This is a genomic window from Halomonas aquatica (assembly GCF_040196335.1).
Taxonomy (GTDB): domain Bacteria; phylum Pseudomonadota; class Gammaproteobacteria; order Pseudomonadales; family Halomonadaceae; genus Halomonas; species Halomonas aquatica.
The window spans coordinates 31,011-51,819 of sequence record NZ_JBEGCJ010000001.1 but is presented as its reverse complement, the minus strand read 5'-3'; the positions used below and the strand labels follow the sequence as shown (position 1 = coordinate 51,819).

Below are 20,809 nucleotides of genomic sequence, written 5' to 3'. Positions count from 1 at the left end.
AAGAAAGATTTCAATAACTAGCGGGAGATCCAACGTGAAGATTGGTGCACCCAGTGAGCTCGCCGAGGGAGAGGCACGCGTCGCGCTGACCCCCGACAGCGCTAAGTTCATCCAGAAGCTTGGACACGACTGCCTCATCGAATCCGGTGCCGGCGCGGCGGCGGGCTTCGATGACGCGGCATATCGCAATGCCGGCGTCACCGTGGTCGACAGCGCCGAGGCGCTCTGGACCGAGGCCGAGGTAGTGATCAAGGTACGTGAACCCCTCGAGGAAGAGGCCGAGCGTCTGCGCGAAGGCCAGACCCTGATCAGCTTCTTCTGGCCGGCCCAGAACGAGGACATGCTGGAGAAGTGTCGGGCCAAGGGCGCCACCGTGGTGGCGATGGATATGGTGCCACGCATCTCGAGGGCCCAGAAGATGGACGCGTTGTCGTCCATGGCCAACATCGCCGGCTACCGGGCGGTGATCGAGGCGGGCAACAACTTCGGCCGCTTCTTCACCGGCCAGGTGACCGCCGCCGGCAAGGTGCCCCCTGCCAAGGTGCTGGTGATCGGTGCCGGCGTGGCGGGGCTTTCCGCCATCGGCACGGCCACGAGCCTCGGGGCCGTGGTGCGTGCCTTCGATGTGCGCCCCGAGGTCTCCGAACAGATCGAGTCCATGGGTGCCGAGTTCCTGTTCCTCGACTTCGAGGACAGCCAGGACGGCTCGGAGAGCGGTGGCTATGCGGCACCGTCCAGCCCAGAGTTTCGCGAGAAGCAGCTCGAGTGTTTCCGCGCCCAGGCGCCGGATGTCGATATTGTCATCACCACAGCGCTGATCCCTGGAAGGCCGGCGCCCAAGCTGTGGCTGGAGGACATGGTCGCGGCCATGAAGCCCGGCTCGGTGATCATCGACCTGGCGGCCGAGAAGGGCGGCAACTGCGACCTGACCCGGGCGGACGAGAAGGTGGTCTCCGACAACGGGGTGACGGTCGTCGGCTACACCGACTTCCCCTCTCGCATGGCGACCCAGTCCTCACTGCTCTATGCGACCAATGTCCGCCACATGCTGACCGATCTCACCCCCGAGAAGGAGGGCGTGATCGACCACAACATGGAGGATGACGTCATCCGCGGCGCCACGGTGACCCACCAGGGCGAGGTCACCTTCCCGCCGCCGCCCCCCAAGGTGAAGGCCATCGGGGCGGCCAAGTCCAAGCCCAGGGAGAAGGAGCCGACGCCGGAGGAGAAGAAGGCGGCCGAACATGCCGCTTTCAAGGCGCAGACCAAGCGTCAGCTGGGCCTCCTGGCGATCGGCGGCGTGCTGATGCTGCTGCTCGGCCAGGTGGCTCCGACCTCCTTCATGCAGCACTTCATCGTGTTCGTGCTGGCCTGCTTCGTCGGTTTCCAGGTCATCTGGGGCGTCAGCCACTCGCTGCATACCCCGCTCATGGCGGTGACCAATGCGATCTCCGGCATCATCATCCTCGGGGCGGTCCTGCAGATTGGCTCGGGCAGCGTCGTGGTCGGCGTCCTGGCGGCGATCTCGGTGCTGATCGCGTCCATCAATATCGTGGGTGGCTTCCTGGTGACACGCCGGATGCTGGCCATGTTCCAGAAGTCCTGAGCGGCGGAGACACGACATGTTGGGTCAAGGATTCGTATCTGCCGCGGCAATCGCGGCAAGTGTATTGTTCATCCTCTCGCTGGGGGGGCTGAGTAACCAGGAGAAGGCCAAGCGTGCCGTCTGGTACGGCATCGTGGGCATGGCCGTAGCGGTGTTCTTCACCGCCTTAGGGCCGGGTGTCGGCGGCTATGTGTGGATGATCCCGATGATGGTCATCGGGGCGGCCGCGGGGGTCTACGTGGCCAAGAAGGTCGACATGACCGAGATGCCGCAGCTGGTGGCGGCGCTGCACAGCTTCGTCGGTCTGGCCGCGGTGTTCGTGGCCTGGAGCGCGGACCTGGAGCGTCGTCGGGTGCTGGCCGCCCAGGCCGCCGAGCAGAGCATGGAGAACTTTTCCGCCTTCGCGGCCCTGCTGACCCACAAGACGCCTGCGGAACTGACCTTCCTGCAGGTCGAGGTGGTGCTGGGTATCTTCATCGGTGCGGTGACCTTCACCGGTTCGGTGATCGCCTTCGGCAAGCTGGCCGGCAAGGTCGACGGCAAGCCGAAGCAGCTGCCCGGCGGGCACCTGCTCAACGCCGGCGCGGCGGCGCTATCGCTGCTGCTGGCCATCCTCTACCTCAACGGGGCGGGCTTCTGGGCGCTGCTGGTGCTGGCGGGACTGGCATTCTTCATCGGTTACCACCTGATCATGGGCATCGGCGGCGCCGACATGCCGGTGGTGGTGTCGATGCTCAACAGTTACTCCGGCTGGGCCGCGGCGGCCATCGGCTTCACGCTCTCCAACGACCTGCTGATCGTCACCGGTGCCCTGGTGGGCTCCTCCGGTGCGATCCTGTCGTACATCATGTGCAAGGCGATGAACCGCAACTTCATCAACGTCATCCTGGGCGGCTTCGGCGGCAGCAAGGGGCCCGCGGCGGAGATCGAGGGCGAGCAGGTGTCCATCGATGCCGGCGGCGTGTCCAGTGCGCTGAACGATGCCGACAGCGTGATCATCGTGCCGGGCTATGGCATGGCGGTGGCCCAGGCCCAGAACGCGGTCAGCGAGCTGACACGCAAGCTGCGCAGCGCCGGCAAGAACGTGCGCTTCGGCATCCACCCGGTCGCCGGTCGCCTGCCGGGCCACATGAACGTGCTGCTGGCCGAGGCCCGGGTGCCCTACGACATCGTGCTGGAGATGGACGAGATCAACGATGACTTCGCCACCACCGATGTGGTGATCGTCATCGGCTCCAACGACATCGTCAATCCCGCCGCCCAGGAAGATCCCAACAGCCCCATCGCCGGCATGCCGGTGCTCAAGGTCTGGGATGCCAAGCAGGTGTTCGTCTGCAAGCGCGGTCAGGGAACCGGTTATTCCGGCATCGAGAACCCGTTGTTCTTCAAGGAGAACACCCGGATGTTCTTCGGCGATGCCCGCCAGAGCATCGACTCGCTGCTGCCTCTGGTCGACTGACCCAGACACGCCCGGGCCGGATGGCAGGTCCGGGCGGTTCTCCTCTCTTGACGCCCCTCGACGGGGCGTTTTTTCGTTACAATCCTCCCATCCATTCAGCTTCCCGGGGCGATCATGTCAGACCAACCCATGCGCGTGGCGGTGCTCGGCGGCGGCAGCTTCGGCACGGCGCTTGCCAGCATCGCCGCCGACAACGGGGCCGAGGTTCGCCAGTGGCTGCGCGACCCCGTCCTGGCGGCGCAGATCACTCGCGAACACCGCAATGGCCGCTACCTGCCCGACTTCGCCATCAACCCCGCGGTGGTGGCCTCCAATGCCATGGACGAGGTGCTTGAGGGCGCCGGTCTGGTGCTCGTGTCCATCCCCTCCAAGGCCTTCCGCGAGGTGGTGCGTCAGGCGCGCCCCTGGCTGAACGAGGGCCAGATACTCGTCAGCACCACCAAGGGCATCCAGGAGGAGGGCTTCAAGCTGATGAGCCAGATCCTCGAGGAGGAGACCGGATTTCCCCATATCGGCGTGATCTCGGGGCCGAACCTGGCCTCGGAGATCGCCCAGAAGCAGCTCACCGCCACGGTGATCGCCAGCGACGACGCCGAGACCCGAACCCGGGTCCAGGCCACCCTGGGCTGCGACTACTTCCGGGTCTATGCCAGCAATGATCGCTTCGGCGTGGAGCTGGGCGGTGCGCTGAAGAACATCTATGCCATCGCCGCGGGCATGGCGGCGGCGCTGGGCATGGGCGAGAACACCCGCAGCATGCTGATGACCCGTGCCCTGGCCGAGATGAGCCGCTTCGCCGTGGATCAGGGCGCCAACCCCATGACCTTCCTGGGGCTGGCCGGTGTCGGCGACCTGATCGTCACCTGCTCCTCGGCACTCTCCCGCAACTACCGGGTGGGCCAGGCCCTGGGGGAGGGCAGTACCCTGGACGAGGCCGTCGAGGCGTTGGGCCAGGTGGCGGAGGGGGTCAACACCGTGCGCCTGGTATGTGACAAGGCCCATGAAGACGGGGTCTACATGCCGCTGGCCGAGGGGCTCTACCAGGTGCTCTTCGAGGGCGTGCCGGCCCGGGAGATGGCACGGCTTCTGATGCAAGGTGAGCAAAGCAGCGACGTGGAGTTCGTGCTGCCCCGCTCGGATGTCCGGCAGGATCGCCGCGACGACGGGGGAGCGGCATGACCGAACGAGGAGCCGAGCGCCTGCTGATCATGCGCCACGGTGAGGCCGGCCATGGCCGGCCGGATGCCGAGCGCACCCTGACCGAGCGGGGAGAGCTCGAGGCGCAGCGCATGGGGCGCTGGCTCGCCTCCCGCGGCGATCTCGACGCGACGCGCCTGCGCCTGGTGGCGAGCCCCTTTGTGAGGGCTCGCCAGACCGCGCAGCACATCGCCGAGCCGTTGGGTCTCGAGGTGGAGTTCCTGTCGATCCTCACCCCCGATGACCCGCCCGAAGCGGTTGTGGAGTGGTTGGTCGGCGAGGCCGATGACCGCCCGCTGCTGCTCGTCAGCCATATGCCGCTGGTGGCCGCGCTCACCGGGCTGCTGGTGGAGGGGCGGGCCGACCGTGGCCCCGGCTTTGCGACCGCCGCCATGGCAGAGCTCACGGCGGAGGTCCGGGCCGCCGGCTGTGCGCGCCTGCTGCGCTTTGTCTCGCCGGCGGACATCAACGACCAGGAGGTCCCGTGAGCTATATCGTCAATAACCGCATCCACGTGAACCCCGGCTTCGAGGACGAGTTTGAGGCGCGCTTCCGCGCCCGGGCGGGGCAGATCGACCAGCAGCCCGGCTTCGTGGCAATGCGCGTGCTGCGCCCCCAGGGCAACCAGGCGCCCTACGTGGTGGAGACGGAATGGGAGAGCCAGCAGGCCTTCCGCGACTGGGTCGGCAGTGACGACTTCAGGCGTGCCCACGCCGACCCGCTGCCGCCGGAGGCCACCGCCGAGGGCGGCGGCATCGAACAGTTCGAGGTGGTCGAGGGAACCGTCGCGGGGGCGATTCGCTAGTTCTGCTAGATCAGCCCCGAGGCCCGAAGCACAAAGACACCCAGCGTCACCGTGATGCTGGCCATCAGCGTGGTCATGGCGATGATGTTCGCCGTGAGGGTCGCGTTGCCGCCCATCGCCTTGGCCATCACGAAGGCGGCGGCGGCGGTGGGGCTGGCGAAGAACAGGAACATCACTCCGAGGGCGGGGCCCTCGAAGCCGGCCAGCCAGGCGGCGCCTGTTGCCAGTATCGGCAGGGTGACCATCTTCAGCAGGCTGGCGCTGACCGCCAGCCGACCCGAACGGCGAATCTCGCCGAACGAGAGCGTGGCGCCGATGCAGATCAGCGCGAGTGGCAGGGTCAGGGAGGCGAAGTAGTCACCGGAGGTCATCAGCCAGCCGGGCAGGGGCCATCCCGTCGCGGCCACCGGGACGGCGACGACGACCGCCAGGATCAACGGGTTCGTGGCGATATGGCGCAGGATGCTGCGCCAGTCGGCCCGCTGTCCTTCCTGGTAGGTGACCAGGGCGATCACCGAGAAGGCGTTGTAGGTGAGGATCACCACGCCCAGCAGCAGGCTGCCGGTGGAGAGGCCGAAGTCGCCATACATCCCCGCGGCGAGCGCCAGGCCGACGATGCCGCAGTTGCCGCGGAAGGCGCCCTGAATATAGACGCCGCGTTCCCGGTAGGGCACCCGCAGGGTCGCCCATCCCCAGCAGAACAGGACACTGCCGAGGGTGGCCAGGGCGAAGAAGCCGAGCAGGGCCGGATCCAGGGTGGCGCCCAGGTCGGCGCGGATGATACTGAGGAAGATCAGCGTCGGAAGGGTCGCCTTGAACACCAGCTGTGACGCGGTGGAGACGAAGGCGGCGTCTATCCAGCGTGCGCGCTTGAGCCCCAGGCCGATGAACACCATGGCGAAGACCGGCAGGGTGATCTCGAGGGTCTGCAGGAAGAGGGTCGAGAGCTCCATCGGCGCCATGGCCTAGCGCGCAAGCCACAGGCCGATGAATACGGCGGTGACCACGGTGATGAAGAACACCCGGTTGCGGGCGCGGGTATCTCGGGCGGGCTTGTGGGGGTCTACCACGGAGAACTCCTCTCGGTTCGCATGTCGCCACAGGACGACTTGGCGAAACATGGTAATCCCGTTAGCCTGCTATCGCCAGAAGGGCGCCGGCCGGGTGCCCGAAAGCAGGAAGAATCCATGAGCCGATCCGACCAGACCTCGCGTTGCCTTCTCGTCTTCGCCCATGCCAACGGCTTCCCGGGGCAGAGCTACCGCAGCTTCCTGTCCCCGCTGGCCGAGCGTTTCGAGGTGCATCCGCTGGATCGTCTCGGCCATCACCCCGACTTTCCGGTGGGCCACAACTGGCTGGCCCTGCGCGACGAGCTCCTCGAGCACCTCGCCCGGCTCCCGGGCCCGGTGGTCGGCGTGGGGCACTCCATGGGCGGTGTGCTCATGGCCATGGCCGCCGAGCAGTCCCCCGAGCTTTTCCGCGCCGTGGTGATGCTCGACCCGCCGCTGATGCTCGGCCTGGATGCCTGGGTCATGAAGGCTGCCAAGCGGCTCGGCCTGGCCGACCACGTCACTCCGGCCGGACGAACCCAGGGACGTCGTGACACCTGGCCCAGCCGGGAGGCCATGGCCCACTATCTGCGGCGGCGCGGGCTCTTCCGGCGCTTCACCGACCAGGCCCTTCACGACTATGTGGATGGTGGTACGCGCCGGCTCGACGATGGCCGCGTGGTGCTGGTCTACGACCCGGACATCGAGGTGCAGATATTCCGTCACCTGCCTGACCATCTCGACGACCTGCCGGAGAGGGCCCAGGTTCCGCTCGGCGTGTTGGCGGGCAGTGATTCCCGGGTGCTCACTGCCCACCGTCGGCGCCGGCTGCGTCGTCGCGGGGTGCGTGTCGCCGAGGTCCAGGGGGGCCACATGTTCCCCATGGAATGCCCCGACGACACCCGCACGGCCCTGTTGGCGATGATCGGCGACCTGATCGGGCGGTCATCATGAGCGAGTCTGAGTTGCCGCCCCAGGATCTGAGGCTCGCCGGCGGGCGCCTGGCAGCCCTGGCATGGGGCGACCCGGCGGCCCCCACCTGGCTGGCCCTGCATGGCTGGCTGGACAATGCCGCGAGCTTCTCGCGGCTGGCTCCGCGCCTGGTCGAGCGTCTCGGCATCCGTGTGGTGGCCATCGACTTCGCCGGTCACGGCCTCTCGGCGCATCGCCACGGCGACTACGCGCTGTGGGACTACGCCCACGACCTGCTCGATGCCTGCGACGACCTCGGCCTCACCCGAGCGAGCCTGCTGGCTCATTCCATGGGCGCCGGCGTGGCCTGCCTGACGGCGGCTGCCCTGCCGGAGCGCGTCGAGGCCCTGGTCCTGATCGATGGCCTGGGCGCCTTGACCACCGACGCCGGCGAGGCCCCTGCCCAACTGCGCAAGGGGCTGCTCGCCCATCGCCGCACGCTCTCCTCGGCGCCGCGCTATCCTGATAGTGAGGCCGCCGTGGCATCTCGGGTCGCCGGCGGGGCGACGCCCCTCGATGCCGAGACGGCGCGGCCGCTGGTCTCACGCAACCTGGAGGCGCTGCCCGATGGCCACGTGCAGTTGCGCACCGATGCTCGCCTGCTGCGCCCCTCCCTGGTGAGGTTCTGCCCCGAACAGGTGACTGCCATGCTGGAGGCGATTCGCTGCCCGGTGCTGCTGTTGGAGGGGTCGACCGGTATCCTGGGCGACCGGACGCGGGCGCGCCGGGCTCGGGCCGCGGTGGCCGACCTGGCACGATGCGTCCTTCGGGGCGGGCATCACCTGCACCTGGAGCCGGGGGCCGTGGCAGCGGTGGCGCAGGCCATCGTCGCCTGGCACTCGCCTGGGCGGATCAACTGAGAGGGAGGGCGGATCATGAACATGCAGAACAAGGCCGGCAACCCTCGAGACAAGACGGTGGCGCTGGTGCTCGGCAGCGGCGGGGCCCGAGGCTACGCCCATATCGGGGTGATCGAGGAGCTCGAGGCCCGGGGCTACCGGGTGGTGGCGATCTCCGGGTGTTCCATGGGGGCCCTGGTGGGCGGCGTCTATGCTGCCGGGCAGCTCGATGCCTACCGGGACTGGGTCTGCCAGCTCGACTACTTCGACGTGGTCAGGCTGGTCGATGTCACCTGGAGCCCCATGGGAGCGATGAAGGCCAGCAAGGTGATGGGCAAGCTCGAAAGCCTGATCGGTGATACCCGTATCGAAGACCTGGAGATTGCCGTGACCACCGTGGCCACCGACCTGAACCGCCAGCGTGAGGTGTGGTTCCAGAGCGGCTCGCTGCTCGAGGCGATCCGCGCCTCCATCGCCGTGCCCGGGGTGATCACGCCGGTGCATCTCGATGACCAGGTGCTGGTGGACGGAGGGCTGCTCAATCCCCTGCCGATCATCCCCACGGTGTCGGCCCAGGCGGACTTGGTGCTGGCGGTCAATGCCACCGCCCACAGCCCTCGGTTGGTGACCTTGGAAGAATTGCTGCCTCCGGACGAGGCCGCCGAAGAGCAGGCACGGGAGGAGTCTCGGGATGCAGGTGGCATCGACTTCGCCAGCTGGATCGACGGGGTCCGCGGGGCCGCCCGACGGCTGTTCGAGGGCTTCGGCAACGGCGACTCAAACGCCAATGGCGACAAGAGCGTGGAGGAGGAGACTCTGGAGCGAGGCCGCCGGGAGTGGGGGCGCCTGGACATGGTGCTGGCCTCCTTCGATATCACCCAGGCGGCCCTGGCCAAGTACAAGGTGGCGGGCTATCCGCCGGACGTGCTGATCGAAGTCCCCAAGACGGTGTGTGGTGCCTATGAGTTCCACCGGGCCGAGGCCCTGATCAGCCTCGGTCGGCACCTGGCCGTGGACGCGCTGGATCGCTTCGAGGGGCTCACCCATCCGGGGTGGGGAAGCCAGGCGACCGTCGTGGAGACGGCAGTAGAGGAAGAGGAGAAGGAGCAAGAAGAGAAGGACCCGCCCTGAGGCGTGAAGCCGGCGGCTCGCCGTTCAGGCCTGGGCGCCGCGTCGGCGCAGCAGCACGTAGACCGCCCCGGTGCCGCCGTCGATCGTGGGCGCCGAACAGAAGGCCAGCACACTCGGCCATTCCCGCAACCAGGCGTTCACGTGGCTCTTGATCACGGGGTAGTCGCTGGTGCTGCCCCAGGCCTTGCCGTGAACGACCAGCACGCAGCGTCGCCGGCGGTCGGAAGCATCGCGCAGGAAGGCTTCCAGTTCTTCTCTGGCCTCCTCCAGGGTGTGTCCATGCAGGTCGAGACCCGCCTCCCAGGCGATGCGTCCCCGCTTGAGCTGCTGTCGCGTGCGCCAGGGCAGGTCGGGGAGGGCGAAGTCGAGAAACTCGGAGGGCCTCACCGGCTCGACACGGCCATCCGAGGTGCGGCCGACTCCGGCGATGTCATCGCTGACGGTGGTGGCGGCCGCCCGCCGCTCGGCTGCGGCGGGATCGCGCCGATGCCGGCGACCGGGGTCGGCCCGGTTGCTGGTGATGGGGCGCACGCCGGCCTCACGCAGGGCCTGGCGAAAGGCACTGATCTCGTCGTCGTCCGGTAAGTGGCGGTCTCGACTCATGGGGCCATCGGGTGTTGGAACCAGGCGTCAGTATACCGCCCCAGTCGTGGCTGTGAACCGCGGGCCCGGTTACAATCTTCCCTCGTATCCACTCGAACCCCCTGACTCCAGGATGCCCCGTGGCTGAATCTTTCCCTGATGCGTCTTCTTCCACCCTCGTTCTGAACGACGAGGCCCTCACCGAGGGTCTGGTCACCCTGCGCGACTGCCTGCGCTGGGCGGCCAGCGAATTCCACCTGGCCGGTCTTCACTATGGCCACGGCACCGTGTCCGCCTGGGATGAGGCCGTGGCGCTGACCCTGGGCGCGCTGCACCTGCCCTGGAACGTCGACCCTGCCGTCCTGGAGGCGCGGCTGTTGCCCATGGAGCGTGCGCGTATCGTGTCGTTGGTCCGTGCACGCATCGAGACACGCCGTCCATTGCCCTACCTGTTGGGCGAGGCCTTCTTCGCCGGCCTTCCGTTCAGTGTCGACGAGCGGGTGCTGATCCCGCGCTCGCCCATCGCCGAGTTGATCGAGCATGGCTTCGCCGCCTGGTTTCCCGGTGAGCCGCCTGCTCGGGTGCTGGATCTCTGTGCCGGTTCGGGCTGCATCGGCATCGCCACGGCGTTGTACCTGCCGACCTGCGAGGTCGACCTGGCGGACATCAGTCCCGAGGCCCTGGAAGTGGCACGCATCAACATCACCCGACATGACGTGGGGGAGCGGGTGCGTGCCGTCGAGTCGGACATCTTCGAGGGACTCGGCGGGCGGCGCTACGACCTGATCGCCTCCAACCCGCCCTACGTGGATATCCGGGACCTGACGACCATGCCCGAGGAGTTCCGCCATGAACCGGTGCTGGCGCTGGGCGCGGGAAGTGACGGGCTGGATATCGTCCGGCGCATACTGCGCGAGGCCCGCGACCACCTGACCGATGATGGTGTGCTGATCGTCGAGGTGGGTAACTCCGATCATCACCTGGAGGCCGCCTTCCCCGAGGTGCCCTTCCTGTGGCTGGAATTCGAGCGCGGCGGTCAGGGGGTCTTCTCCCTGACCGCCGCTGAACTCGACGCCCATGCGGCGTCCTTCGCCTGATTCATCTCTCTCGCCCCATCTCTCCCGACCCCAGGAGGAGCGCCCATGTCCGGTAACACCTTCGGCAAGCTGTTCACCGTCACCACCTTCGGCGAGAGCCATGGCCCGGCACTGGGGGCCATCGTCGATGGCTGTCCACCGGGACTCCCGCTCAGCGAGGAAGACCTGCAGCATGACCTGGACCGTCGCCGTCCCGGCAGCTCTCGCCACACCACCCAGCGTCGCGAGGCCGACCGGGTGAGGATCCTCTCCGGGGTCTTCGAGGGCGTGACCACTGGCACCTCTATTGGCCTGATGATCGAGAATACCGACCAGCGTTCCACTGACTACTCGAAGATCAAGGACCAGTTTCGACCGGCCCATGCCGACTACAGCTACCAGCACAAGTACGGTATCCGTGACTACCGCGGGGGAGGGCGTTCCAGCGCCCGGGAGACCGCCATGCGAGTGGCGGCCGGGGCCATCGCCAAGAAGTACCTGGCGGCCCGAGGTATCCGGGTGCGCGGCTATATGAGCCAGCTCGGTCCCATCGCCATCGACTTCAAGCAGTGGGACGCGGTGGACCAGAACCCCTTCTTCTGTCCCGACCCCGCGCGAGTGCCCGAGCTCGAGGCCTACATGGACCAGCTGCGCCGCGATCAGGATTCAGTGGGTGCGAAGATCAGCGTGGTGGCCGAGGGCGTGCCTCCGGGCCTGGGTGAGCCGGTCTTCGACCGACTTGACGCGGAGTTGGCCCACGGCCTGATGAGCATCAATGCGGTGAAGGGCGTCGAGATCGGTGACGGCTTTGCTGCCGTGGCCCAGCGCGGCAGCGAGCATCGTGACGAGATGACCCCCGAGGGCTTTCTCTCCAATCATGCCGGCGGGGTCCTGGGCGGCATATCCAGCGGCCAGACGATCATCGCGCACCTGGCCCTGAAGCCTACTTCCAGCATCACCACGCCCGGGCGCTCCATTGACGTCCATGGCCAGCCGGTGGAAGTCGTCACCCGCGGCCGTCACGATCCCTGCGTGGGTATTCGCGCCACACCCATCGCCGAGGCGATGATGGCGTTGACCCTGATGGATCACCTGTTGCGTCAGCGTGGCCAGAACGGCGAGGTCCGCGTTTCGACTCCACGACTGAGTTGACCCTCGTCAGCCGGCATGGCTGCTACACTTCAGTAGTTAACCCACAAGAGTCACGCCATGAAGATCAACGTCGAATTCGACCTGACCCCCGAGGAATTCCGTCAGGCGCTGGGCCTGCCCGATGTGGAGGCCTTTCAGAAGGATCTGCTGAACCGGATCCAGAAGCAGATGGAGTCGGGTGTGGAGGGATACGACCCGATGAGCCTGATGCAGCCCTTCCTCCAGCATTCTGGACAGCAGCCCGGATTGTCGCAGAACCTGACACAGGGACTCTCTCAGGGCCTGTCCAGTTTCAGCAATTATCAGCAGATGATGATCGACATGCTGTCCAAGGCTGCGGCCAGCTCCGCCAGCAGCGGCGGGGCTGCATCGAGTGACTCTTCGAACGAGACGTCATCAGGTGGCACCAAGTCATCCAACGATTCATCCAACAAGTCATCCACCAAGCCCTCCTCGAAATCCTCCGGAGGCACCTCCCGCAAGTCCACTGCCAGTGCCAGCTCGCGGACCAAGCGCGAAAGCTGATGGCTGATGGGAGCGGACTCGTGCGACCCTCGCGGGGGGCAGCATCAATCCGGTTGCAACCACCGGAATGGCAGACTAGTCTTTGTGCAATGCAACAAAGCGTTCGTTACCGATTCTCTAGGAGGGATTCGATATGCAGGACAAGATGACCGAAACATTCAACGAGCAGACCCGTCAGTTCTTCGAGCCGATGCGCAAGCTGAACTCCTTGATGCTTAACAACATGGAGAAGATGACTCAGTATCAGATGGAGTCGATGAAGCGCTACAGCCAGATGGGGACCGAGGGCATGCGGGGTGCCAGCGAGCTCACCGATGCCGAGAGCGTGCGAGACTTCGGCGCTCGCCAGGCCGAGATGATGAACGAGCTCTCCAAGCAGATGCTCGAGGATGCCAAGGCGATGAGTGAGATGAGCCTGGAGTTCAAGGCCGAGCTCGAGAAGCTCTATGCCGAGTCCGGCAAGCAGCTTGCCGAACAGGCCGAAAAGGCCGGCCAGACGGTCAAGGACCAGGGTGCCAAGACATCGGATCAGCCTGCCAAGGCGACCAGCCAGTCCACATCGCGCAAGCGCTGAACGGCAGGCTGTCACTACGTCTCGTCTGTCCGGTGTCCGCTATGCGGGTTCCGGGCAGTGTCTTGTTTGGCCATACCTTGCGCGACGCAAGGCGACGCGGCAGCCGCCGCGTCCAACCCTAGGCCGGCGCACGTCCGGCCGTAATGAATAACAGGAGGGGTCAATGCAGTCAGGGGTGCAAGCACCGACACAGGCTGAGCTCGAGGCGTGGAACGCCCAGCTCGCGGTGATCGGAGAGGAATACAAGGCCTTGATGCAGGATCTGCTGGCACGCATGGTGCCCAGCGATGCGGCGGAATCGGTCCACGAAGACATGCGACGCAGCTTCCAGGCCGGCGCCGAATCACTGATGCAGAATCAGCCCCTGCTGTGGCAGACCCATTCGCGGTTGCTGCAGGACCAGTTCCAGCTGTGGCAGCAGTCGCTGCGCCGTATGGGAGGCGAAGACGTCGAGCCGCTGGTCACTCCGTCCAGCGGGGACCGGCGCTTCAAGGACGATGCCTGGCGCGACGACCCCTATTACCTGTCGATCATGCAGCAGTACCTGCTGTTCTCGCGCGTGGTTGAGGACCTGATCGAGGGTCTGGATAGCCTCTCGGAAGACCAGAAGCGCAACCTCAGCTTCTATGCGCGCCAGCTGGTAAATGCCATGGCGCCGACCAACTTCGTGACCACCAACCCCGAAGTGATGCGCAAGACCATGGAGACCCGAGGCCAGAACCTGGTCGAGGGACTGGCTCGCCTGCGCGAGGACCTGGCCAACTCTGCCGAGGGCCTCAATGTCACCATGACCGACCGCAGCGCCTTTGCCATCGGCGAGAACCTCGCCGTCACGCCGGGCTCCGTCGTCTACGAGAACGAGCTGATTCAACTGATCCAGTACGCGCCGACTACCGAGGAGGCCTTCAAGACGCCGCTGCTGGTGGTGCCGCCCTGGATCAACAAGTACTACGTCCTCGACCTTCACGAGTACAACTCCCTGGTACGCTGGCTGGTGGAGCAGGGCCACACGGTGTTCCTGATTTCCTGGCGCAACCCCGGTCCCGAGCAGCGTGATCTCACCTGGGCCGATTACATGCAGATGGGCCCCATCGATTCCATGGCGGCCATCGAGCAGGCTACCGGCGAGAAGTCGGTCAACCTTCTGAGCTACTGCATCGGCGGGACCCTGACCGCCTCCACCGTGGCCTACCTGACCAGCAGCCGCCGCGGCCGCAAGGTCAAGTCAGTGACCTACATGGCCACGCTTCAAGACTTCCGCGACCCGGGCGAGATCGGCGTATTCCTCTCCGAGCCGGTGCTCGAGGGCATCGAAGCCAAGCTCGAGCGCGACGGTTACCTCGACGGCCGAGTCATGGCCTACTCCTTCAACCTGTTGCGCGAGAACGACCTCTTCTGGTCCTTCTACATCAACAACTACCTGAAGGGCGATGCCCCCGCTTCCTTCGACCTGCTCTACTGGAACACCGACGGCACCAACCTGCCTGCCGGCACCCATGCCTGGTACCTGCGCAACATGTACATGGAGAACCGGCTGGTACAGCCAGGCGGGATCGAACTCGACGGGGTCAAGATCGACCTGCGCAAGATATCCACGCCAAGCTACTTCATCTCCACTCGCGAGGACCATATCGCCAAGTGGAACAGCACCTACTACGGGGCGCTGCTGCCGAAGGGTCCGGTGACCTTCGTGCTGGGTGGCTCCGGCCACATCGCCGGGATCGTCAATCCACCGAAGAAGAACAAGTACGGTTACTGGACCAACGACGAACTGCCGGAGACTGCTCAAGAGTGGCTCGACGGGGCCCAGCAGCATGAGGGCTCCTGGTGGCCGCACTGGCAGCAGTGGATGACCGACAATGGCTATGCCGATACCGGGAAGATGGTGCCGGCGCGCCAGCCCGGTGACGGCGAGCTCGATATCCTCGAGCCGGCTCCTGGGCGCTATGTGCGCATGACGATCCCCGAGGTGTTGGGCGACATCGAGTCGTGAGAGGCGAATCGATGAGTCATGATTCAGAAGACCCCGCCATGGCGGGGTTTTTTGATGCCTGACCGGGGCGCTCGTCTTCAGGGCTGCCCGGTCAGCCTCGCCGGCGCAGGCCTGGCAGCACCATCAGGGCCGCGAGCAGCCAGGTCGGCCAACTGCCGGTACGGGTAAAGAGGGTGAGGCCTTGGGTGGCCGTGACATCGCCCTCCAGGACGGCGGTCTCGAACTGTGGTGCCCGGGCAGTGACCCTGCCCTGAGGGTCGATGAGGGCGGTGACGCCATTGCTGGTGGCACGGATCACCGGGCGGCCGTTCTCCAGGGCTCTCAACCTTGCCATCTGCAGGTGCTGAAGTGGCCCGATCGAGGCGCCGAACCAGGTATCGTTGGAGACGGTCAGGAGCACGCCGGCCTCGCGGGCCCGTGAGGCCACGAGGTCGGCATAGATGATCTCGTAGCAGATGGCATTGCCGATGACCAGGTCACCGGCGCGGATCGGCGCCTGGTCGGCCGGCCCCGGGGTCATGGCCGGGGCGGGCAGGTCGAAGAAGTCGATGGCGCCGCGCAGCAAGGCATCCAGGGGCAGGTACTCGCCGAAGGGCACCAGGTGGGCCTTCCGGTACTCACCCTCCACGTCGCCCCGGCCGACGACGCTGTTGTAGTAGAGACCGCTACCGTCGCGCTGCAGGATGCCGGTGAGCAGCTCGGCTCCTTCCGAGAGGCCGGTTCTGGCGCGGTCGAGGATCGGCTCGGCCTGGTCCTCGAACATCGGCAGCGCGGCCTCTGGCCAGACCACCAGATCGACATCCTCGCCCAGCCCGCGTGTAAGGGCGAGGTAGGTGTCAACGGCCCGGCGCTGCCCCTCGGGACTCCACTTGATTAACTGGGGCAGGTTGCCCTGGAGCAGGGCGACACGCACGGGCGCCCCGACCGGTGTCGTCCACTGGGTCGGCAGGGCCAACGGCACCAGCCAGAGGGCGGCGAGCGAGGCGGCGGCCCACCGCCGGCGCCACAGGCATTCGACACCCAGGCTGCCCGTCAGGGCCGTGATCAACGACAACAGGTAGACACCGCCCACCGGGGCCCAGGGCGCGAGGGGCGAGTCGACCTGGGCACTGCCCAGCAGCAGCCAGGGAAAACCGGTGAACAGCCAGGTACGCAGCCACTCGCCGAGCACCCAGGCGCCGGCGAAGGTGAACGGGGCCAGCCGCGGCCCGCACAGTCGCCGGTAGCCCCAGAAGGTGGCGGCGAAGAACAGCGACAAGCCGACGACGAAGAGCGTCGTGAGGAAGAGTGCCAGGGGCACCCCCGTGTACCCATAGTCGTGGATCGATACATAGACCCAGGACGCCCCGGTGCCGAACAGGCCAATGCCGTAGCAAAGGCCCCTCAGCGCGGCCTGTCGGGGCGACAGGGCGTGGATGCCGAAGTAGACGAGGCCGGCGGCGACAGGGGCCAGCCACCATAGTTTGAAGGGGGATGCGCTGAGGGTGCTGAGGCCCCCGGCCGCCAGGGCTGCCAGATAGCCCAGGGCCGGGGGCAGGCGAAATTCAGCCATGGCGTCCATCCATGCATCTATCCATGCAACTATCCGTGCATCTATCCATCCCTGGGGTGAGCATCACTCTTCGCTGCTCTCCTCGCAGGGCTCGGCCTCGAGCAGGCGGATGCGCCGGTTGTCGGCGTTGAGGACGGTGAAGCGCCAGCCGCCGATCTCGGTGTGCTCGCCGCGACCCGGAAGGTGGCCGAAACGCTGCATCACCAGGCCCCCGAGGGTATCGAACTCGTCATCGGAGAAGCGGGTGCTGAAGCGATCGTTGAAGTCCTCGATGGTGGTCAGGGCGCGGATCGCATAGCGCTCGTCGCCCAGCTCGCGGATATCGATCTCCTCGTCGATGTCGTGCTCGTCCTCGATCTCGCCGACGATCTCCTCGAGGATGTCCTCGATGGTGACGATGCCCGCCGTGCCGCCATACTCGTCCACCACCACGGCCATGTGGTTGTGGGTGTCCTGGAACTCCTTGAGCAGGCTGTTCAGCCGCTTGGACTCCGGGACGAACATCGCCGGGCGAAGCACCTCGTCGAGCTGGAAGGGTCGGCCGTTCTCCTGGCCGCTGCGCAGCAGCGGCAGCAGGTCCTTTGCCAGCAGGATGCCCTTGATCTCGTCGAGATTCTCGCCGATCACCGGGTAACGTGAGTGCCCGGTCTCAAGTATCACCGGCAGGTATTCCTCGAGGGGTTGGTCGAGTGCGATGGCGGTGATCTGCGAGCGGGGAATCAGCACCTCGCGCACCTGCTGGTCACTGATGTTCAGGGCGCCCTCGATGATCATCATGGCGTCATTGTCGAGCTTCAGGCGGGAGCCCGCCTGGCGCAGGAACTCCAGCAGTTCGTCGCGGGAGCTGGGCTCATCGCTGTCGTTTGACAGGGCACTGAACAACTTATCGAGCCAGGACTTGTTGCCCTGGCTGCTCGATCGGTCTTCGCTCATGCGTCGGCTCTCTCGTCCTCGGTATCGGAATCGCGGTGCGGAGGGCTGGGGGTGAGGTACGGATCTGCGATCCCCAGTGATGCCAGAATCTCACGCTCGAGGGACTCCATGGCCTCGGCCTCGGTGTCCTCCAGGTGGTCATGGCCCAGAAGGTGCAAGGTGCCGTGGACCACCATGTGAGCGTAGTGAGCGTGCCGCGACTTGTCCTGCTCGCAGGCCTCCCGGACCACTACCGGATGGCAGATCACCAGGTCGCCAAGCAGCGGGAGGTCGACCTCCGGAGGGCTCTCGAAGGGAAAGGAAAGCACGTTGGTGGGGCGGTCGCGGCCACGATAGTCGCGGTTGAGGACCTGGCTCTCCTCGGCGTCGACGAAGCGGATGGTCAACTCCTGGCGATGTTCATCGGCCTGTCTCGAGAGTATGGCATCCACCCAGGCCTCGAGATCGGCCTGGGTTGGCAGGTCCTCGGCCTCGAGGCCAACCTGTCGATCGACGATGACGGGCGGAGGTTCACTCATCATGAGGACTCCCCGAAGTCGGCTGGGGGCTGATTCTGGCGCTGGCGCGCCTGGCGTTCCTCGGCCTGCGACTCGCGACGGGCCTCGCGCTGTTCGCGACGATCACGTTCGGCAGCTTCCTGCCCGGCTTCGAAATGATCGTAGGCCTCGATGATCCGCTGGACCAGCGGGTGACGCACCACGTCCTTGGCGGCGAAATGGGTGACGCCGATGCCCTGGGTGTCCCTGAGGACATCGAGCACCTGGATCAGCCCCGAACTCTGCCCCTTGGGCAGGTCCACCTGGGTCACGTCACCGGTGATCACCGCCGTGGAGCCGAAGCCGATACGGGTCAGGAACATCTTCATCTGCTCGCGGGTGGTGTTCTGGCTCTCGTCGAGGATGATGAAGGCGTTGTTGAGGGTGCGCCCGCGCATGTAGGCCAGCGGCGCGATCTCGATCACCTGGCGCTCGATCAGTTTGGCTACCTGCTCGAAGCCGATCATCTCGTAGAGGGCATCGTAGAGCGGGCGCAGGTAGGGATCGATCTTCTGGGCCAGGTCGCCGGGCAGGAAGCCGAGTTTCTCGCCGGCCTCCACGGCTGGACGCACCAGAAGGATGCGGCGCACCTCCTGCTGGTTGAGGGCCTCGACGGCCGCGGCCACCGCCAGGTAGGTCTTGCCGGTGCCTGCCGGGCCGATACCGAAGTTGATGTCATGGGCACGGATGCTCTGGACATAGCCCTGCTGGTTGAGGCCGCGAGGCTTGATGAGCGTGCGCGGGGTGCGCAGCAGCACTTCGTCGTCCGGCTCTTGGCCGTCCTCCTCGTCCAGCGCCTCTAGGCCGGACTCCTGCAGGAAGAGATGCACCGTATCGGGTTCGAGGTCGCTGGCCTCGGTCTCCCGGTAGAGATGCTCCAGCAGGTTGGCGGCGGCCTTGACCCGGTTTGCCGGCCCGGCGAGCTGGAAGATGTTGCCACGGTTTCGCAAGGTGATACCAAGTCGTGACTCGACCAGTTTGAGGTGCTCGTCGCGCTGGCCGCAGAGGTTGGCCAGGCGCCTCGGGTCATTGGGCTCGAGGTTCAGGGTGACGATGCGGTTGGCCTGAGAAGATGGCTGGCTCAAGGAGGGGGGGTCCCGTGCGTTGTGGATGTGGGTTCAGCTTACTGCCCCGGCGCTGGCCGGGGCAATCGTGGACTCAGAACCGCTCGGGGGAGATCAGTTCGCCGCGCAGGGAATTGGGCAGCGCCTCGTTGATCTCGACGTCGACGAAGTAGCCGATCAGGTCGAAGGGATTGGCGGCCCGGAAGTTGACGACCCGGTTGTTCTCGGTGCGCCCGGAGAGCTGGCCCGGGTCCCGGGGCGAGAAGCCGGTGACCAGGATACGCTGGGTGGTGCCCACCATGCGTCGGCTGATCTGCATCGCCTGCTGGTTGATGCGCTCCTGCAGGATCGCCAGACGCTGCTTCTTGACGCTCTCCGGCGTGTCATCCTCGAGGACCGCCGCCGGAGTGCCGGGACGCGCCGAATAGACGAAGCTGAAGGAGTGATCGAAGCCGATGCGATGGATCAGGTCCATGGTGGCCTCGAAGTCCTCCGCGGTCTCGCCTGGGAAGCCGATGATGAAGTCCGAGGAGAAGCTGATGTCGGGACGCAGCGCACGGATGCGCTCCATTTTCTCGACATATTCCTCCACCCTGTGGCCGCGCTTCATGGCGGCGAGCACGCGGTCCGAACCGGCCTGTACCGGCAGATGTAGGTGGCTGACCAGCTCCGGGATCTCGCCGAAGGCCTCGATCAGGCTGTCGGAGAACTCCACCGGATGGGAGGTGGTGAAGCGGATGCGGTCGATGCCCTCGACGGCCGCCACGCAGGCGATCAACTCGGCCAGGTCGATCTCGTCGCCGAGTTGGTTCTCGCCGCGGTAGGCGTTGACGTTCTGGCCCAGCAGGTTGATCTCTCGCACCCCCTGGCCGGCCAGGTGAATGACCTCGTCCATTACCGCCTCGAAGGGGCGCGAGACTTCCTCGCCACGTGTGTAGGGGACCACGCAGAAGGTGCAGTACTTGGAGCAGCCCTCCATGACCGAGACGAAGGAGGTGGCCCCGTCGGCACTCGGCTTGGGCAGGTGATCGAACTTCTCGATCTCGGGAAAGGTGACGTCGACCATCGATATCTGGTCGTCGTGGCGTGCATCGAGCATGCTCGGCACCCGATGCAGGGTCTGGGGCCCGAACACCATGTCGACATGGGGCGCTCGCTTGCGCAGGGCCTCGCCCTCCTGACTGGCCACGCATCCGCCAACGCCGATCACCAGCTCCGGGTTGGCCTCCTTGAGCTTCTTCCAGCGGCCGAGCTGATGGAAGACCTTCTCCTGGGCCTTCTCGCGAATGGAGCAGGTGTTGAGCAGGATGACGTCGGCATCGCGCTCGTCGTCGGTGAGCTCGAGCTGATGGGATTCGCCGAGCAGATCCGCCATGCGTGCGGAGTCGTACTCGTTCATCTGGCAGCCGTGCGTCTTGATGAAGAGTTTCTTCGCCATAAGAATAGGTCGCGGTATCTGGCGCGACGGTGCACCGGTGGATGGACGTGGGCGGATGACCGAATGGCCATCCGGGACAAGGAGAATCATTATACGCAGCGCCCGGCATCGGGGCCAGCGTGGCCCCGCGGTCGGGCGCTGCGACTGTGGTACCCTGAAGCCTTTCGCGGGCGGGTGTCACGTGGCGAGGCCTGGTCACATAATGACCGGAACCTTGCCGAGACGATGATCATGCCGGCTGGCGGCGGGTTTCCAGCGGTTTTCCCGATGGTTGTCCACAGCAGCTGTGGGTAAGCCGACCGGGGTACTATCCGCATCGCCGCCGC

The 20,809-nt window shown here is 66.0% G+C and carries 20 protein-coding genes; 13 read left to right on the top strand and 7 right to left on the bottom strand.

Going from position 1 to position 20,809, the window contains the following annotated elements; genetic code table 11:
* Positions 1 to 34 precede the first annotated feature (34 nt).
* From ABE960_RS00230 to ABE960_RS00210, 5 genes are all read left to right on the top strand, one after another.
* A complete protein-coding gene (locus ABE960_RS00230) occupies positions 35 to 1,606 on the top strand; it encodes a Re/Si-specific NAD(P)(+) transhydrogenase subunit alpha (protein ID WP_349760210.1) in 1,572 nt (523 codons plus the stop codon).
* Positions 1,607 to 1,622: 16 nt separating this feature from the next.
* Positions 1,623 to 3,065 carry an NAD(P)(+) transhydrogenase (Re/Si-specific) subunit beta gene (locus tag ABE960_RS00225; protein WP_349760209.1) on the top strand — a complete coding sequence of 481 codons (1,443 nt, stop codon included), beginning with the start codon at positions 1,623 to 1,625 and terminating at the stop codon, positions 3,063 to 3,065.
* Between the two features lie 114 nt (positions 3,066 to 3,179).
* Entirely contained in the window at positions 3,180 to 4,244 is a 1,065-nt protein-coding gene (locus ABE960_RS00220) for an NAD(P)H-dependent glycerol-3-phosphate dehydrogenase (RefSeq protein WP_349760208.1), read from the top strand.
* A complete protein-coding gene (gene sixA, locus ABE960_RS00215; RefSeq protein WP_349760207.1) occupies positions 4,241 to 4,750 on the top strand; it encodes a phosphohistidine phosphatase SixA in 510 nt (169 codons plus the stop codon). The genes ABE960_RS00220 and sixA overlap by 4 nt, the downstream gene beginning before the upstream one ends.
* The gene (locus ABE960_RS00210; protein ID WP_349760206.1) at positions 4,747 to 5,067 is read left to right on the top strand and encodes an antibiotic biosynthesis monooxygenase family protein; all 321 of its coding nucleotides are present in this window, start codon (positions 4,747 to 4,749) and stop codon (positions 5,065 to 5,067) included. Before sixA ends, ABE960_RS00210 begins: the two co-directional genes overlap by 4 nt.
* A gap of 5 nt (positions 5,068 to 5,072) precedes the next feature.
* Here the strand turns inward: ABE960_RS00210 and ABE960_RS00205 are convergent, their stop codons facing one another.
* Positions 5,073 to 6,020 (bottom strand): AEC family transporter, encoded by a 948-nt coding sequence (locus tag ABE960_RS00205; protein WP_349760780.1) that lies wholly within the window; start codon positions 6,018 to 6,020, stop codon positions 5,073 to 5,075.
* Positions 6,021 to 6,254: 234 nt separating this feature from the next.
* Between ABE960_RS00205 and ABE960_RS00200 the strand changes: the two genes are divergently transcribed.
* From ABE960_RS00200 to ABE960_RS00190, 3 genes are read left to right on the top strand one after another with little or no spacing between them, the layout of a single operon-like run.
* Positions 6,255 to 7,070 (top strand): alpha/beta fold hydrolase, encoded by an 816-nt coding sequence (locus ABE960_RS00200; RefSeq protein ID WP_349760205.1) that lies wholly within the window; start codon positions 6,255 to 6,257, stop codon positions 7,068 to 7,070.
* A complete protein-coding gene (locus tag ABE960_RS00195) occupies positions 7,067 to 7,948 on the top strand; it encodes an alpha/beta fold hydrolase (RefSeq protein ID WP_349760204.1) in 882 nt (293 codons plus the stop codon). Before ABE960_RS00200 ends, ABE960_RS00195 begins: the two co-directional genes overlap by 4 nt.
* 21 nt (positions 7,949 to 7,969) lie before the next feature.
* Positions 7,970 to 9,058 (top strand): patatin-like phospholipase family protein, encoded by a 1,089-nt coding sequence (locus tag ABE960_RS00190; protein ID WP_349760779.1) that lies wholly within the window; start codon positions 7,970 to 7,972, stop codon positions 9,056 to 9,058.
* A 24-nt stretch (positions 9,059 to 9,082) separates the two neighbouring features.
* Here the strand turns inward: ABE960_RS00190 and ABE960_RS00185 are convergent, their stop codons facing one another.
* Positions 9,083 to 9,661, bottom strand: a complete 579-nt coding sequence (locus ABE960_RS00185; RefSeq protein WP_349760203.1) for a Smr/MutS family protein — start codon at positions 9,659 to 9,661, stop codon at positions 9,083 to 9,085.
* 119 nt (positions 9,662 to 9,780) lie between these two features.
* Here ABE960_RS00185 and prmB point away from each other — a divergent pair, with 119 nt between their 5' ends.
* From prmB to phaC, 5 genes are all read left to right on the top strand, one after another.
* A complete protein-coding gene (gene prmB, locus ABE960_RS00180) occupies positions 9,781 to 10,737 on the top strand; it encodes a 50S ribosomal protein L3 N(5)-glutamine methyltransferase (protein ID WP_349760202.1) in 957 nt (318 codons plus the stop codon).
* Between the two features lie 45 nt (positions 10,738 to 10,782).
* A complete protein-coding gene (aroC, locus tag ABE960_RS00175) occupies positions 10,783 to 11,868 on the top strand; it encodes a chorismate synthase (RefSeq protein ID WP_349760201.1) in 1,086 nt (361 codons plus the stop codon).
* A gap of 57 nt (positions 11,869 to 11,925) precedes the next feature.
* On the top strand, positions 11,926 to 12,393 hold the full coding sequence (locus tag ABE960_RS00170; protein ID WP_349760200.1) for a hypothetical protein: 468 nt from the start codon (positions 11,926 to 11,928) through the stop codon (positions 12,391 to 12,393).
* Between the two features lie 133 nt (positions 12,394 to 12,526).
* Positions 12,527 to 12,967, top strand: coding sequence for a phasin family protein (locus ABE960_RS00165; RefSeq protein ID WP_349760199.1), 441 nt, complete (start codon positions 12,527 to 12,529; stop codon positions 12,965 to 12,967).
* Between the two features lie 163 nt (positions 12,968 to 13,130).
* A complete protein-coding gene (phaC, locus tag ABE960_RS00160; protein ID WP_349760198.1) occupies positions 13,131 to 14,960 on the top strand; it encodes a class I poly(R)-hydroxyalkanoic acid synthase in 1,830 nt (609 codons plus the stop codon).
* Positions 14,961 to 15,051: 91 nt separating this feature from the next.
* On the opposite strand, the gene lnt is transcribed toward phaC, so the two are convergent.
* The 5 genes from lnt to miaB all read right to left on the bottom strand — a co-directional run bounded on the left by lnt (position 15,052) and on the right by miaB (position 20,483).
* Positions 15,052 to 16,512: an apolipoprotein N-acyltransferase gene (lnt, locus tag ABE960_RS00155; RefSeq protein WP_349760197.1), complete on the bottom strand. Its 1,461-nt coding sequence runs from the start codon at positions 16,510 to 16,512 to the stop codon at positions 15,052 to 15,054.
* Positions 16,513 to 16,575: 63 nt separating this feature from the next.
* Complete coding sequence (locus ABE960_RS00150; RefSeq protein WP_349760196.1) at positions 16,576 to 17,445, bottom strand: CorC family transporter; 870 nt, start codon at positions 17,443 to 17,445, stop codon at positions 16,576 to 16,578.
* Entirely contained in the window at positions 17,442 to 17,963 is a 522-nt protein-coding gene (gene ybeY, locus ABE960_RS00145) for an rRNA maturation RNase YbeY (protein WP_349760195.1), read from the bottom strand. The genes ABE960_RS00150 and ybeY overlap by 4 nt, the downstream gene beginning before the upstream one ends.
* Positions 17,963 to 19,066 carry a PhoH family protein gene (locus tag ABE960_RS00140; RefSeq protein ID WP_349760194.1) on the bottom strand — a complete coding sequence of 368 codons (1,104 nt, stop codon included), beginning with the start codon at positions 19,064 to 19,066 and terminating at the stop codon, positions 17,963 to 17,965. Before ABE960_RS00140 ends, ybeY begins: the two co-directional genes overlap by 1 nt.
* Positions 19,067 to 19,139: 73 nt before the next feature.
* Positions 19,140 to 20,483, bottom strand: a complete 1,344-nt coding sequence (gene miaB, locus ABE960_RS00135; RefSeq protein WP_349760193.1) for a tRNA (N6-isopentenyl adenosine(37)-C2)-methylthiotransferase MiaB — start codon at positions 20,481 to 20,483, stop codon at positions 19,140 to 19,142.
* Positions 20,484 to 20,809 lie beyond the last annotated feature (326 nt).

What these genes read in the sequence shown, in the direction of transcription:
- ABE960_RS00225 (WP_349760209.1), top strand. Translation starts at nt 1,623, where the DNA reads ATGTTGGGTCAAGGATTCGTATCTGCCGCGGCAATCGCGGCAAGTGTA.
- ABE960_RS00220 (WP_349760208.1), top strand. Translation starts at nt 3,180, where the DNA reads ATGTCAGACCAACCCATGCGCGTGGCGGTGCTCGGCGGCGGCAGCTTC.
- sixA (WP_349760207.1), top strand. Translation starts at nt 4,241, where the DNA reads ATGACCGAACGAGGAGCCGAGCGCCTGCTGATCATGCGCCACGGTGAG.
- ABE960_RS00205 (WP_349760780.1), bottom strand. Translation starts at nt 6,020, where the DNA reads ATGGAGCTCTCGACCCTCTTCCTGCAGACCCTCGAGATCACCCTGCCG.
- ABE960_RS00200 (WP_349760205.1), top strand. Translation starts at nt 6,255, where the DNA reads ATGAGCCGATCCGACCAGACCTCGCGTTGCCTTCTCGTCTTCGCCCAT.
- ABE960_RS00195 (WP_349760204.1), top strand. Translation starts at nt 7,067, where the DNA reads ATGAGCGAGTCTGAGTTGCCGCCCCAGGATCTGAGGCTCGCCGGCGGG.
- ABE960_RS00190 (WP_349760779.1), top strand. Translation starts at nt 7,970, where the DNA reads ATGCAGAACAAGGCCGGCAACCCTCGAGACAAGACGGTGGCGCTGGTG.
- ABE960_RS00185 (WP_349760203.1), bottom strand. Translation starts at nt 9,661, where the DNA reads ATGAGTCGAGACCGCCACTTACCGGACGACGACGAGATCAGTGCCTTT.
- aroC (WP_349760201.1), top strand. Translation starts at nt 10,783, where the DNA reads ATGTCCGGTAACACCTTCGGCAAGCTGTTCACCGTCACCACCTTCGGC.
- ABE960_RS00170 (WP_349760200.1), top strand. Translation starts at nt 11,926, where the DNA reads ATGAAGATCAACGTCGAATTCGACCTGACCCCCGAGGAATTCCGTCAG.
- ABE960_RS00165 (WP_349760199.1), top strand. Translation starts at nt 12,527, where the DNA reads ATGCAGGACAAGATGACCGAAACATTCAACGAGCAGACCCGTCAGTTC.
- phaC (WP_349760198.1), top strand. Translation starts at nt 13,131, where the DNA reads ATGCAGTCAGGGGTGCAAGCACCGACACAGGCTGAGCTCGAGGCGTGG.
- lnt (WP_349760197.1), bottom strand. Translation starts at nt 16,512, where the DNA reads ATGGCTGAATTTCGCCTGCCCCCGGCCCTGGGCTATCTGGCAGCCCTG.
- ABE960_RS00150 (WP_349760196.1), bottom strand. Translation starts at nt 17,445, where the DNA reads ATGAGCGAAGACCGATCGAGCAGCCAGGGCAACAAGTCCTGGCTCGAT.
- ybeY (WP_349760195.1), bottom strand. Translation starts at nt 17,963, where the DNA reads ATGAGTGAACCTCCGCCCGTCATCGTCGATCGACAGGTTGGCCTCGAG.
- miaB (WP_349760193.1), bottom strand. Translation starts at nt 20,483, where the DNA reads ATGGCGAAGAAACTCTTCATCAAGACGCACGGCTGCCAGATGAACGAG.